The 13,305-nt window shown below is 65.6% G+C and carries 10 protein-coding genes and 2 pseudogenes; 9 read left to right on the top strand and 3 right to left on the bottom strand.

The window, feature by feature from the left end; all coding sequences use genetic code 11:
* Positions 1 to 39: 39 nt before the first annotated feature.
* Positions 40 to 1,611 carry an amino acid permease gene (locus G9E11_RS19520; protein ID WP_246469061.1) on the top strand — a complete coding sequence of 524 codons (1,572 nt, stop codon included), beginning with the start codon at positions 40 to 42 and terminating at the stop codon, positions 1,609 to 1,611.
* Positions 1,612 to 1,718: 107 nt separating this feature from the next.
* Here the strand turns inward: G9E11_RS19520 and G9E11_RS19515 are convergent, their stop codons facing one another.
* Both G9E11_RS19515 and G9E11_RS19510 read right to left on the bottom strand, forming a co-directional pair.
* On the bottom strand, positions 1,719 to 1,868 hold the full coding sequence (locus G9E11_RS19515; RefSeq protein ID WP_104137503.1) for a lmo0937 family membrane protein: 150 nt from the start codon (positions 1,866 to 1,868) through the stop codon (positions 1,719 to 1,721).
* A 154-nt stretch (positions 1,869 to 2,022) separates the two neighbouring features.
* Positions 2,023 to 2,949, bottom strand: coding sequence for a LysR family transcriptional regulator (locus G9E11_RS19510; protein WP_190608907.1), 927 nt, complete (start codon positions 2,947 to 2,949; stop codon positions 2,023 to 2,025).
* Between the two features lie 234 nt (positions 2,950 to 3,183).
* On the opposite strand from G9E11_RS19510, the gene G9E11_RS19505 reads away from it, so the two are divergent.
* Positions 3,184 to 3,525, top strand: a complete 342-nt coding sequence (locus G9E11_RS19505) for a CBU_0592 family membrane protein (RefSeq protein WP_190608905.1) — start codon at positions 3,184 to 3,186, stop codon at positions 3,523 to 3,525.
* A gap of 86 nt (positions 3,526 to 3,611) precedes the next feature.
* Entirely contained in the window at positions 3,612 to 3,977 is a 366-nt protein-coding gene (locus G9E11_RS19500) for a hypothetical protein (protein WP_190608903.1), read from the top strand.
* Between the two features lie 13 nt (positions 3,978 to 3,990).
* On the opposite strand, the gene G9E11_RS19495 is transcribed toward G9E11_RS19500, so the two are convergent.
* Positions 3,991 to 5,418: an MFS transporter gene (locus G9E11_RS19495; RefSeq protein ID WP_190608901.1), complete on the bottom strand. Its 1,428-nt coding sequence runs from the start codon at positions 5,416 to 5,418 to the stop codon at positions 3,991 to 3,993.
* A gap of 222 nt (positions 5,419 to 5,640) precedes the next feature.
* Here G9E11_RS19495 and G9E11_RS19490 point away from each other — a divergent pair, with 222 nt between their 5' ends.
* The 6 genes and pseudogenes from G9E11_RS19490 to G9E11_RS21590 form a co-directional block, all read left to right on the top strand.
* Positions 5,641 to 6,663 (top strand): 3-oxoacyl-ACP synthase III, encoded by a 1,023-nt coding sequence (locus G9E11_RS19490; protein WP_190608898.1) that lies wholly within the window; start codon positions 5,641 to 5,643, stop codon positions 6,661 to 6,663.
* Positions 6,657 to 9,338 carry an alpha/beta fold hydrolase gene (locus G9E11_RS19485; RefSeq protein WP_194718360.1) on the top strand — a complete coding sequence of 894 codons (2,682 nt, stop codon included), beginning with the start codon at positions 6,657 to 6,659 and terminating at the stop codon, positions 9,336 to 9,338. The genes G9E11_RS19490 and G9E11_RS19485 overlap by 7 nt, the downstream gene beginning before the upstream one ends.
* Entirely contained in the window at positions 9,335 to 10,330 is a 996-nt protein-coding gene (locus tag G9E11_RS19480) for an NAD-dependent epimerase/dehydratase family protein (protein WP_190608894.1), read from the top strand. Before G9E11_RS19485 ends, G9E11_RS19480 begins: the two co-directional genes overlap by 4 nt.
* A 1,267-nt stretch (positions 10,331 to 11,597) precedes the next feature.
* A pseudogene (locus G9E11_RS19475) lies at positions 11,598 to 11,771 on the top strand (IS256 family transposase); the annotation flags it as partial.
* A gap of 625 nt (positions 11,772 to 12,396) precedes the next feature.
* Positions 12,397 to 12,711 (top strand): hypothetical protein, encoded by a 315-nt coding sequence (locus G9E11_RS19470; protein WP_190608892.1) that lies wholly within the window; start codon positions 12,397 to 12,399, stop codon positions 12,709 to 12,711.
* Positions 12,712 to 13,105: 394 nt separating this feature from the next.
* Positions 13,106 to 13,279 (top strand): annotated as a pseudogene (locus G9E11_RS21590) (GAF domain-containing protein); the annotation flags it as partial.
* Between the last annotated feature and the right edge of the window lie 26 nt (positions 13,280 to 13,305).

Here is a 13,305-nt window from a genome sequence, read left to right as displayed (position 1 = left end):
GAAAGTTCAACCCACCGCAGCTACCTTCCCGGAGGCATCATGGGACTCAGCTCCCTCACGCAAACAACTTCCACAGAAATCAACGACGATGCAGTGGCACAACCCGGCTACGCCCCAGCCACAGGGGCAGCTCGCGCCTCCAACGAAACTGCCAACGAACTCAAGCGCGGACTAAGCAGCCGCCACCTGCAGATGATCGCCATAGGCGGTGCGATCGGTACCGGACTGTTCGTGGCCTCGGGCGGCACCATATCCCAGGCGGGGCCCGGCGGTGCGCTGGCCGCCTACGCGCTGGTCGGGCTGATGGTCTTCCTGCTGATGCAGTCACTCGGGGAGATGTCGGCCAAAATTCCGGTCGCCGGTTCCTTCCAGTCCTTTGCCACCCGTTTTGTCTCCCCGTCCTTTGGGTTCGCGATCGGCTGGAACTATTGGTTCAACTGGGCCATCACTGTGGCCGCCGAGCTGGTCGCGGCGGGAATCATCATGGACTTCTGGTTCCCGGGAGTCCCCGGATGGGTCTGGGCCGGGATCTTTCTGCTGGTGCTGGCCGGGCTCAACGCCCTCTCCGCGAAGTCCTTCGGTGAGTCGGAGTTCTGGCTCTCCCTCATCAAGGTCACCGCAGTGGTGCTCTTCCTGATCGCCGGAGTGCTGATGATCTCCGGCATCCTCGGGGGTAACTCCCCGGGACTGAGTAACTGGGAAAACCGCGATGAAGTGTTCCACGGGGGATGGGTCTCGATCATCTCGGTCTTCATGATCGCCGGGTTCTCCTTCCAGGGCACCGAGCTGGTGGGCGTGGCCGCAGGCGAAGCCAAGAACCCGCGTCGCGAAGTGCCGAAAGCTATCCGCACTGTCTTCTGGCGCATCATGCTTTTCTACATTGGTGCCATCTTTATCATCGGCTGCCTGATCCCTTTCAGCGATCCGAGCCTGCTGGCCTCCGGCGAGGCCGATGTTGCGGCATCGCCCTTTACCCTGGTCTTCTCGCGCGCCGGCATCGCCTTCGCGGCGGCCTTGATGAACGCGGTGATCCTGACCGCCATCCTCTCCGCGGGCAACTCCGGACTCTATGCCTCCACCCGGATGCTCTACGCCATGGCACATGACGGCATGGCCCCGAAGATCTTCGGCCGGACCAATGCACGTGGCGTGCCGATCCCGGCGCTGCTGGCGACCGCGGCCGTGGGACTCTTCGGGTTCCTCTCCGCGATCGTCGGTCAGGGCGCGGCCTACTCCTGGCTGCTGAACATGTCAGGCCTGTGCGGCTTCATCGTCTGGGCGGGGATCGCGGTCTCCCACTACCGGTTCAGGCGTGGCTTCCTGGCCCAGGGGAACAAGCTTGGCGACCTGCCGTACAAAGCGTCCCTCTTTCCCATTGGCCCACTGCTGGCCTTCGCCCTGCTGATCCTGGTGATCGCGGGACAGAACTACGAGGCTGTGCTTGCCGGGAGGGTGATGGAGGTACTTTCCTCCTACATCGGGTTGCCGGTCTTCATCGTCCTCTGGCTGGCTCACCGCTTCATTACCAAGTCCAAAGTGGTGCCGCTGCTCGAGATGGATCTCACGGCACCCAAGGACCTCGAGGACGAACTTGGCGGCGGCACCCGGTGACCATGCTGCCGCGGGGCTACCCCACGCATTGATCGGGAGACAGGGAAGCCGGGCAAGAACAGCACCCGGCTCCCCTGTTGCCCGTGGAGGTCAATCGCAGCGGCAAGCTACACCCGCGAGGACCTGCCGCGGACGAAGTGGAAGATCAGGACCACCACGGCTATAACCAAAAGCAGGTGAATCAACCCGCCGCCAATGTTGCCGAGCAGGCCGAGAAGCCAGAGAACCGCGATAATGATGGCTATCCAAAGCAACATGAGAATCTCCCTTGTTAGTTCGCGGATGGAAACGCTAGTTCTGCGTCCCGGCCACTCCATCGGTGGTGCTTCCACATTATGCCTGGATCAGGCGGCCGGAAATAGCCACACCCCGCCTATTTGTTCAGGTAATTCCGGACAAATAAACAGCGGCTCACGACGTCGACCGCGTGTCGAAGGCCGCAGCCGATTCCCGCAAAAGGCGGGCCACGGTGTCCACAGGCAGGCTCGCTGACCGTCGCCGGTCGAACCGCCGCAGAACGATGCGCCGCGTGCCCAGCCCGGGGACGTCCAGGACGTCCACGCCGTCCTGGACGAGGCCGGTCAACGCCAAGGTGGGCACGATGGCGACGCCCTCGCCCGCGGCGACCAGTGCCAGAGCGGTCAGCGTGTCCTGGTACTGATGCACAGTCTCCAACTGGGCACCCGTTGACTCACGGAGCCGGCCGAGGACCGAAGCGTTGGCGGCTGAGGACTCGACGCCGAGCCACGGAAACGGCAGGCGGCCAAGGTCGATGTTCTCGGTGCTGAGCAGTGCACCCGCGGGAACCACCAGTTTCCAGGGCTCGTCCAGGAGGGGCTCCTCGATCATTCCGGCGCCCAGTGGACGCTGCCCGGCCGTCGTCGTCGAATCCAGTTCGATCACAACGGCGTCGAGGGCGCGCTGCCGGAGCAGCCGCATCAGGGCAGGGAAGTCGTCCTCAATCATCCGGATCTGTAATTGCGGGTACTGGACTCGCCACTCGGGCAAGCGCGGGATCACCACCGTGCGGACAAAGCTGGTGAAGCCGCCCACTCGCACCACCCCCGCGATCTTGGCCCCGCCTTCCATCCGGGCGCGGGCGACGCTGAGTGCGCGCTCGATCTCCTCGCCGGCTTCGGCTACAGCCAGGCCGGCGGGGGTCAAAACCGAGCCCTTGGGTGTGCGCACCACTAAGGCGTGCCCCGTCTCGTCCTCCAACTTATTGAGCTGCTGGGACACGGCCGAGGGCGAAATCCCCAGTTCGTCGGCGGCGGCGAGCACTCCGCCCGTGCGGGCAACCGCAAGAAGAACCCGCAGGCGGCGCGGATCGATATCCATGTTAAGTAGTTCTAAACCATGTCTTCAGCGGAATGCAATTGATCTAAAGACCCTTCGTGCTCATAATTGCTGTTAAAACTAAGGGTAAGAGACAGGCCGGACGGCTGAGCACAGGCTGTTCAGCGATGCCTGATCCCGTCGGCAATGGCGCCCCTTACTAAACGAAGACATATGGCCCGTCATCTTCACTCCGTCCAGCGGATGGCAGCCGGGCATCAACCCTGAAAGGACATCATGGAACTGCTGTGGGAAATCTCCGGTTGGGCAGGCGCTGTTGCGATTCTGAGTGCGTACCTGGCTGTGTCCATGGGTTGGCTGAAGGCCGGCAAGGGCTTCCAGACCGCGAATCTCCTCGGTTCGTGCGCTTTCATTGTCAATGGTGCATTCCACGAAGCCTGGCCGTCCGTGGTCACGAACGTTGCCTGGTTCCTCATTTCCGCGGTAGCGCTCGTTCGCATGCGCTCCCGGCAGGAGCCGCCGGTTGCCGCTGCTGACCCCCAGCACGTGCAATTTCCCGGTGTCCCCGAAACCGGCCAGATGGCCATCATTGACACGACCCAGGCTCGCTGCGCCTAAGCGGACGACGGCGGGACGTCCCGCCGTCGTCCGCTTCAGGACAATTCCCCTTATGATTTCGGTACCGCCGCTATCTAGGGAGTGACGTGCGAGGTACAAGGGTCCGGCGGAATTCCGCCGCGTGGCAGGTCTGGCTCTGGCTGATCGGAGCCGGATTCGCTGTGCTCCTTGCCGGGATCGTCTTCGGACTGCAGCAGACCGGCCCGCTCTGTGGCAGCCCGCTTTTACCGGACAGCCGTGCCGCTGAAGCATTCGACGCGCTCCACCGCGGCGCCAAAGCAGCGGCGAACTGCTACCGCAGCATCGAGGCCGCCGCGGTTCCTACCTGGATCCTGATTGCGCTGGGCGTCGTCCTGGTCTTGGCGGGCGTGGCCGTGCGGATCGTCGTTATCAGCCGGACCGCCGCCGCGATTCAGAAGGCAGGCGGGACCGGTTACGGCAGCACGCCGTAAAAGCGCCGTCTACTCATGCAGAGGGTGTCGCAGCCTCCGGGGCGTCCAAGGCTGCCCGCGCATATGATGCCGAAACCCGGCGGTAAACCGGCGTCAGAAAGGCCGCCAACGCGGCGGCGATCATGATGATTCCGGCCACCAGAAACACCAGTGCGATGCCGCGGGAGGTGCCCTCGCCCAGAAGCGGGGCCAGCTGGGCGGCGCCCTCAGCGGACCGCGCATACGGGATGATCCAGAACTGGGCTATCGGGGCAATAAGGAATGCGGTGACCGGCGCCGCGGCGGACTCGAAGGCCATGGCGAATCCGAACACCCGGCCCTGGCGGGACAGGGGGACCACCTGTTGGATGACAGTCTGCTCGGCGGCCTCCACGAACGGTATCAGAACCAGGTACAGCCAGATGCCCGCGACGTACAGCCAGGCCCACTCCCGCAGCGTGAACACTGCGCCGAGGAGCCCCATCACGGCCACGGCGATGAGTAAGGTGCGCAGCGGGTTGGCGCCGAGCCCGAATTTGCCGATCAGTGCGCCGCCCACGATGAACCCGGTGGACCCGAGCGCGAAGACGGCCCCCCACATCTCCACGGAGAACATCTCCAGCCCGTACGGATCCATCAGCGCCATGTAAACGCCGCCGATGAAATTGTTGAACGTGGAAAACAGGATGAGCGCGAACAGCCCGGCGATGGCAAACACGGCGGCGAGTGAACCGCGCAGATCGAATCCGCCTTGCGCATCAGTAGCGGCGGCGCGCAGTTCCTCGGGCATGCGCAGGGTGAGCAGGTGCGCGAACGCCATGGCGGTGAGCACCAGGGCGACGACGATGGTCCACCCCATGCCCAGCAGCCCGACGGACAGCCCGGAGAGCAGGGAGGTGACGATGAACATCAGCCCCTGCACCATGCCCACCAGCCCGTTGGCGTTGGCCCTCCGGTCCGGCTCGATGAGGATGGTTACCGTGGTGGACAGCGCGATGTTGCGCAGGTTTTCCACCACCGCCCCAACCAGGATGATCAGCGTGAACACCCAGAACCAGGGCTGGGCCAGGTCCAGGATCTGGGCTGCGGGCGTCAGGAGGAACATGACCCCGGACACCATGAACATCACCAGGGTGAACCCGGCGGCGAAGCGCATCACCGCCAGCTTGCGGTAGCGGTCCACGAAGGTGCCGAAGCTGATGCTGGAAAGGGCGATCAACAGCATGTACGCGCCGCCGACCACCCCCGTGGCGATCACATTGCGCGTCCCCAGGTACACCCAGAACGTCAGCGCGAACCAGAGGTAGCTGGTGGTGACGTTGGCAAGCGCGGTATTCACCAGGATCCCGGCGAAGGTGCGGGACCGCTGTTCGGGACTGCGCAAGGAAGTATCGACGGCGTCGGGATCGGTGAGAGTCGGAGCCTCGGCGTCCTGGACCGGGGCGGCTTCCTGCTCGGTCATGCGTCCCAGTGTACTGACGGCCGGCGGGCACGGATACGGCCCTTAACGGACGACGGCGGGACGTCCCGCCGTCGTCGGCCTGCCTCAAGTAAAGGTGCCACGGGAGGCAAATGTGGAGGATCCGGGTTCGCACCATCATAGTTAAGCTCTTGGGCTTGCACTTATGCACTTATGGGTACAGTCACCGCATGAATGCAGGACAGAAACGAATAGGGGCTTGAATTGGCAGGGAACGCAACCTTCCGACATAGCAACACCGCGCTGCTTTCGGTAAGCAGTGTCGAGGCTCCGAGGATCGTGAGCTCCACGGATTTCGACCGGAGGCTGGCTTCCACCCTGCAGCGGCTGAAGTTCCCGCCGCGGCTGCTTGAACGCGTCGCCGGCATCACGCACCGCCGCTGGTGGGCCGCCGGGACATCGTTCGATGATGCGGCGGTCGAAGCGGGCGCAAAGGCCCTGGCCGAAGCCGGCGTCGGCGCATCCGAAATCGGCCTGCTGATCAACACCTCGGTCACCCGGCGCAACCTCGAACCGTCCGTCGCGGTGAAGATCCACCACGGACTGAGCCTGCCGTCGTCGGCTATGAACTTCGACCTGGCCAACGCCTGCCTCGGATTCGTCAACGGCATGGCCCTGGCGGCCAACATGATCGACTCCGGCCAGATTAAGTACGCGATGATTGTCAACGGTGAAGATGCCCAGGCCACGCAGGAGGCCACCTTGGCCCGGCTGCAGCGGCCCGAAACCACCCGCGAGGACTTCAACCGCGAGTTCGCCACCCTCACCCTGGGTTCCGGAGCCGCTGCAGCGGTGCTGGGCCCGGCGGACGAGCACCCCGGCGCGCACCGGATCGTCGGCGGCGTGATGCGGGCCGGCACCGAGCACCATGAACTGTGCGTGGGCGGCATCGACGGCATGGCCACCGACACCAGGGGCCTGCTCGACGGTGGCCTGCGGCTCGTGGTGGACGCCTGGCACGAGGCCCAGCCCGAGTGGGACTGGGGCTCCATGGACCGCTACGTCACGCACCAGGTCAGCAATGCCTACACGAAGGCCATCATCGACGCCATCGACCTGGACCCGGACAGGGTGCCCATCACGTTCCCGCACTGGGGCAACGTGGGCCCTGCCTCGCTCCCCATGACCCTCGCCGCCGAAGCGCAAACCCTCGAAACCGGGAACCGCGTGCTGTGCATGGGCGTCGGTTCCGGCCTGAACACCGCCATGATGGAAATCGTTTGGTAGCCGCCGGCTGGCCCGGCGTGGACTGGCCCGGCGTGGACCCCGAATGGTCGCGCGAAGTTGCGGTGGCGTCCACCTCCGCCGCGGATCCGCCGGGAACGGTGCGCCGCTGGCATCTCCTGGACAATGGCGCCCAGCTCTCCCGCCGCGGGCTGACTCCCGCCGGCACACTGCTGTGCGTGCACGGCAACCCGACGTGGTCCTACCTGTGGCGGAGCCTGCTGGCCGCCGGATCCGACCCCGCACGTCCGTGGCGTGTGGTGGCGGTGGACCAGCTGGACATGGGCTACTCGGAGCGCACCGGCACGTTCCGGCGCCTGGCGGACCGGATCAACGACCTGGGCGACCTTACCGATGCACTCGGCCTGGACGGGCCGGTCGTCTCGGTGGGCCACGACTGGGGCGGCGTGATCAGTTTGGGCTGGGCTCTGGCACATCCGGAGCAGCTCGCCGGCGTGGTGCTGACCAACACCGCCGTCCACCAGCCCGCCGGCTCCGGCATCCCGCCGGCGCTGAGGCTTGCCCTGCACCCGGCCGTGCACCGCTGGGGAACGACGACGTCGGACACCTTCCTGCGGGTGACTCATTCCCTGGCCCACCCGCCGCTCGCCGCCGATGTCCGGAGCGCCTTCATGGCCCCTTACCGTGGTGCCGCCCGCCGCGCAGGCGTGGGGAACTTTGTCGCGGACATTCCCGCGGAGCCGTCGCATCCGAGCTTCCCGGCGCTCAGCGGCGTCGCCGAAGGGCTGCGCGGGCTGAAGGTTCCGGCGCTGATGCTCTGGGGGCCGCGGGACCCGATCTTTTCCGACCGGTACCTCAAGGACCTCATCAGCCGGCTTCCGCATGCGAAAGTGCACCGCTTCGAAGGTGCCGGACATCTCGTCGCGGAAGACAGGGACATCGCCACTCCTGTCTTCGAGTGGCTTGCCGAGCTGGGGCGCGACAGCGGACCTGGTCTTCAACGGACAAACGCCCCGGCCGACGGCGTCCCGCCGCTTTGGGCGCCGCTCACCGAGCTGGCGGCAGGAGCCGCCGGCGGGTCCACCGCCGTCGCGGAAATGGCCGCGAACGGCAGCGTCGCCCGCTCGCTCAGCTGGCGGGAGCTTGAACAGAGCATTGCCGCCCTCGCGGCTGGCCTGAAGGAAGGCGGCGTAGAGCACGGCAGCCGGGTGAGCCTGATGGTTCCGCCGGGCGTCGACCTGACCGTGGCCCTCTACGCCTGCCTGCGGCTGGGTGCCGTGGTGGTCGTGGCCGACGCCGGCCTTGGCCGCCGTGGACTAAGCCGGGCCGTTAAGGGTGCCACCCCGGATTTCCTCATCGGAATCGACAGGGCGCTGGCGGCTGCCGCTGTGCTCGGCTGGCCGGGACGGCGCATCAGTGTGCAGGACCTGCCGGCTGCCCGCCGGCGCCTTCTCGGCGTCGAAACCTCCCTGGCCGCCCTCGGCCGGCGCGGATCCGGCGTCAGCCCGACCCTCTCTTGCCGGGGTCCGGCCCAAGCTCCGGACCCGGATGCCGACGCTGCCGTGCTCTTCACGTCCGGCTCCACCGGTCCCGCCAAAGGCGTGCTTTACACGCACCGGCAGCTGGCCGCGATGCGGGATACGGTGGCCGAAACCTTCGGGATCAGCCCGGGCGCACGTCTGGTGGCGGGCTTCGCCCCGTTCGCCTTGCTGGGACCGGCGCTCGGTGCCGTTTCGGTAACGCCGGACATGGACGTCACTGCGCCCCGCACCCTGACGGCCCGCGCGCTGGCGGACGCCGCCGCGGCCATAGACGCCACCGTGGTCTTCGCCTCGCCGGCGGCCTTGCGCAACGTTCTTGCCACCCGGGATGGCGTGAGCGGGGGAGGGCGTCAAGCTTTGGAGGCTGTCGAATTGCTTCTGTCTGCCGGCGCGCCCATCCCCGAACCGCTCCTGGCGGAGGTGCAGCGGCTGCTGCCCCGGGCCTCGCTGCATACCCCGTACGGCATGACTGAGGCGTTGCCGGTCACCGACATCAGCCTCGAACAGATCCAGACCGCCGATGCCGAAGCTGCTGCCGGCACCGTGGCGGGAGCGGGCAATGGCGTGTGCGTGGGTAGGCCCGTGCATGACGCCCGCGTGGCCGTCGTTCCCTTGGCGGCGGATGGCACCGCACCCGGGACCGATTTCATGACAGAAGCCGGGGTTACCGGCGAGATCATCGTCAGTTCCCCGCACGTCAAGGAAGCCTACGACAGGCTCTGGCTGACCCAGCGGGAGAGCACCAGCCTGCCCGGATGGCACCGCACCGGCGACGTCGGGCACTTCGACGCCGCCGGCCGGCTCTGGGTGGAGGGACGCCTCGCGCACGTCGTGACGGCGCCCGCTGCCGTCGTCACGCCCGTGGGCGCCGAACAGGCCATCGAACGCCTGGACGACGTCGGGCTGGCCGCCGTCGTCGGGGTCGGTCCGTCCGGGACGCAGGCCGTCGTCGCCGTCGTCGAGACCGTGCCTCCCGCACGCAAGGCGGGCCCTGCTTCGCCGCAGCTTGCCGGGCGTGTCCGCGGGGCAGCCCTTGCGGCTGGCGTCAACGTCTCCGCTGTTCTCGCTGTCACCGCACAGCCCACCGACATCCGGCACAACGCCAAGATCGACAGGACCCGACTGTCCCGCTGGGCTTCACGGGTGCTGGCCGGCGGCCGTCCGGGCCAGCCATGAAGGTTCTCGTCACCGGCGCCAGCGGGCTGCTGGGGCGGGAAGTGGCCCGGCTGCTGGTCCGCCAGGGCCACGAGGTCACCACGTTCCAGCGCCGTCCGTCAGGGGTCGACAGCGCTGCGGACTTCCGCGGGTCCGTCAGGGACGATGTCGCCGTTGGTCGCGCCGTCGCCGGCGCCGAGGGCGTTATCCACTTGGCCGCAAAAGTTTCGTTCACGGGCCGTGCGGCGGAATTCGACGAGGTGAATGTCGAAGGCACGCGCCGCCTGCTCCGGGCCGCCCGTTCGGCAGGCGTGCGCGACCTGGTGCTAGTGTCGTCGCCGTCCGTGGCCAACTCGGGCGCCGCCATTGCCGGGCTGGGCGCGGAACCGGCTGACCCGGAGCATGCGCACGGCGACTACTCCCGCACCAAGGCCGAGGCGGAGCTGTTGGCACTGGCAGCGGACGCTCCGGAATTCCGGGTCGCGGCGGTGCGCCCGCACATCGTCTGGGGCCCCGGCGACACCCAGCTGGTGGAACGGGTCCTGGCACGTGCCGGCCACGGCCGCCTGCCGCTGCTCGACGCCGGGGCGGCCCTGATCGACACCACCTACGTGGATAACGCCTCCTCGGCCATCGTGGCCGCGCTGCACCGCATGGAGCACATCCACGGCCGGGCCCTCGTCGTCAGCAACGGCGAGCCCCGCCCGGTCGGCGAGCTGCTGGCAGGCATCTGCGCTGCGGGGGGCGTCCCCGCGCCGTCGTGGTCTGTGCCGGGCGGGGTTGCACGGGCGGCGGGAGCGGTGGTGGAAAAGCTCTGGACCTGGGCCGGCCGGAAAGAGGAGCCACCGATGACCAGGTTCCTTGCTGAGCAACTCTCCACCGCCCACTGGTTCGACCAGCGCGAGACCCAAGAACTCCTCGACTGGACGCCTGCCGTCTCGCTGGACGAGGGCCTGGCGAAACTGGCCGAGCACTACGGTTCCGGGTTCGCGGCGCGGGTTCACCGATCCTGAGCGTCAAGCGCACGGCTGCTCAGGAAGCTGAGGGGGAATCGGGCGAGCCAGCCGAGCTTGCTCCCGTCATTCCATGATTACCGTAGATCCCTTCAATAGGCACCCGAGGGCGGCGGACCCGTTCCCTTGGACCGTGAGGTCCTGCTCGTTGTTGGATTCCCGGGCGTAGCCGACGAGGTGCGCGTTCATGCCCGCCGGTGTAGCGCTTGAGGCACCACCAGCGGGCAGTTTCTCGGGCAGGGCATACGCCCATCGGGAAGGCAGCATTCACGCGAAATTCTTATGGCAAGGGTGCGATCTAGAGGTGTCGCGCTGGAGGACCGGCTTACGCGACTGAATGTGTCAGGTTGAGATCTGGGACCTTGGCGTGAGCGCGTCAGGTAACCAGGAAGCGGATCCTATTCTGACGCCTATTGAGCGGTGTAGCTGACGTCGGGTTGGGGGGTGCTCCAACCCGACCTCAGCCCCGCAGAGCCTCCCGCACGAGCGGCGAAGCGTTCCTCGCCGCTCGTGCCCGCCGTGCACGGCGGATGCCGACAGACTATTCGCCCCAAGGTCGTGTCTAGAAAAGCGCTTTCCATACCTCACCTATGACAGGGATAGCTGTAGTGACAATAAAGTAAATGAGTGCGGCCACCATAACCGCCGCGAGCGGGATCATCACAACCCAAAGCAGCACGCTCGATGGATGTCGCTCTGCGTTTTTTTCAACCATGGCTGTTCCCTCAACTTTCAGTCTTGGGCTACTCCGGATCTGGAGTCGTAGTAGTACTTATGGTGCTGGGCGAATCTGGGAATGTCGTGGAAATTTCCCATGTAATCACCCATTGTTTAGGCCGAGCGCCGACAGGACGGAGCGGCCCAAAAGAGGTTTTGGCTTTCCGAGTGGCTCCGAGTTTCAGCTATCGGTCAATTCGCATCCCTGCACGCCATTGCCAACACCCGCTCTTCGAATACGACACCTCAGCCCGTCCCTTCAAGACAGCCTCGGTCGATAAGCCGCTACAGCACATCGACGGCTGGCTGTCTCTCCCTGAGCAGGACTGGGATTCGAGATTGACACGGAGTTCTTCGAACGCACCGCCGTTCCCGTCGGATGGCAAAATTTCGAGCTTCACACTTTCAGTAATGGATCTGACAATGCGAAGTGAAACGGGCGGCTGCTCGTGTCTCGCAACGGGACTGTAAGAAAAGCGGTGTGTGAGGTTCCGGCCTGATCCGAAAGGAGACGGCCGTGTCAAAGTCCACGACCGAGATGACAGGGGTAATGATCGATCCTGTCACGGGAGAGATCATCGATCAGAAGGAGCTTGCGGAGCAGTTGCTCACGCAGGCCAAGGAGCAGGGCGTGAGCCTGGTAGGCCCGGGCGGGCTGCTGAACCATCTCACGAGGAATGTGCTGGAGACAGCGCTGGAAGCGGAATTGACCGAGCACCTGGGCCTTCCCCCGTTGTATGAGGCACGCGGGCGGGGATCTCAGGTGAGGGAGCCGCGGAGGTAGGCGTTGATTTCGTACTGGCGGGCTTCTCCGGCTGGAACTGCAGCGCAGCCACACCTCGCCGAGGCCTGGCCCGGCCTGCTCGACTGCCGTACCCTATGCCTCGCCCAGTACCCGCCGGCGGTTGCATCGGCCACCTTGTGCTCCCGGATCCACAGTCAGCTTATTGTCCGCTTCAGTTCTGTTGATTTACGGGTTGGGACTCGTGGCGTACGACCCGAGGGGAACCACGAATCTTAATGCCCCCGCCTGGTATTCGAGGGCCCGGGTTGCGCGGTGCCCTTGTGCTCACGGGGCGGGGCCTCAGCCCGGGGCGGGAAAAGGACCTCCGCCCCGCAGCACGGAACATGCCTGCGACAAAGACCATGAACTCTCTTGAAAACAGCGCACGCATGGCGACCGTCTTGCCGACGGTATCTCCGCAGACATCGCCGCTTATTCCTAGATTGCAGCAATGTCAATCACTGCCCGCACCTAATGGCTATTTTCGTTGTCGCCGGCCTCGCGGGAGGCCATTCCGTCAATATGCTGGTTGCATTGGCAGGCTGCTTACCAGAAAGGCCCGATCATGAGCAACGAGAACCTCCCCGACGACAACTCTGAGGTCGCCCAAAACGACGACACCCCGCTTGACCAAAGCTCTGGTAACGCTTCGTCTTCCGAGCTGGACCCTGCCTCGGGGGAGGAAGAGGGATCCCAGAGCGAACAAACCCTGCCGGACGCAACACAGCAATCAACGGACGTACCAACTCTCGAAGAGGCGGCCGCGAACATGGATCCCGGCGAAGCACGCCGCGGTGAGGAAGCCGATCCCACCGGCGACCCGGCGAACTTCGGCGGGCCTCCATTAAGCCAGTTCGATCCCGACGACCTCGAGCAGTGACTCCCACGGGCAGGTGAATGTCTGAAGATCTGGGCTGTTCCGGGCACGGTATTGCAGTCCGCGCACGAGCTCGACGCCATCACACCAATCACGCCCAGGACGAAGCACACTCGACTATAGGATCGCTCCTTTTCCCTGGTTCACGCATATCGCACGTGACGCTATAGGCGGGCGGGCCTGGGATGGGCCCATGTTGAATTCCTCGGGACGGGAACCTGCGGATGAGCTTCAGAGCGTTCTCGCGGGTTCCGAAAATGCAGTTGAGTTCCTTTCAGGACTCTCCAGCTGGCCGCCGTGGCGGTTTCCGAAGCGGCCGGTGACGAGATTGAATGCGCAGTTACCGTCAAGCTAAGGCGCAGGCCCGCCTACTGCTGCCGGCAGCAGTAGGCGGGCCGTGGAGCTTGACCTGCTGGAGCAGGCAGTAGGGGACGGCCCCTGTATCAAAGCCCTGCGCGAGATGTCGCCTGTGATCATCGACGATGTCGCCTCGGCTTCCAGGTGGCCGGAGTTGAACCGGAGATTCGCGGAGGCAGGCGTTCGGAGCTCCTTGGGAGTGCCTCTGGAAATCAGCAGCGAAGCCAGTGCGGCACTGAA

This window comes from Arthrobacter ipis (genome assembly GCF_014694315.1).
In the GTDB taxonomy this organism is placed as follows: domain Bacteria; phylum Actinomycetota; class Actinomycetes; order Actinomycetales; family Micrococcaceae; genus Arthrobacter; species Arthrobacter ipis.
The sequence above is the reverse complement of the archived record's forward strand: the minus strand, read 5'-3'. Positions and strand labels throughout refer to the sequence as shown.

What these genes read in the sequence shown, in the direction of transcription:
- G9E11_RS19520 (WP_246469061.1), top strand. Translation starts at nt 40, where the DNA reads ATGGGACTCAGCTCCCTCACGCAAACAACTTCCACAGAAATCAACGAC.
- G9E11_RS19515 (WP_104137503.1), bottom strand. Translation starts at nt 1,868, where the DNA reads ATGTTGCTTTGGATAGCCATCATTATCGCGGTTCTCTGGCTTCTCGGC.
- G9E11_RS19510 (WP_190608907.1), bottom strand. Translation starts at nt 2,949, where the DNA reads ATGGATATCGATCCGCGCCGCCTGCGGGTTCTTCTTGCGGTTGCCCGC.
- G9E11_RS19505 (WP_190608905.1), top strand. Translation starts at nt 3,184, where the DNA reads ATGGAACTGCTGTGGGAAATCTCCGGTTGGGCAGGCGCTGTTGCGATT.
- G9E11_RS19495 (WP_190608901.1), bottom strand. Translation starts at nt 5,418, where the DNA reads ATGACCGAGCAGGAAGCCGCCCCGGTCCAGGACGCCGAGGCTCCGACT.
- G9E11_RS19480 (WP_190608894.1), top strand. Translation starts at nt 9,335, where the DNA reads ATGAAGGTTCTCGTCACCGGCGCCAGCGGGCTGCTGGGGCGGGAAGTG.
- G9E11_RS19470 (WP_190608892.1), top strand. Translation starts at nt 12,397, where the DNA reads ATGAGCAACGAGAACCTCCCCGACGACAACTCTGAGGTCGCCCAAAAC.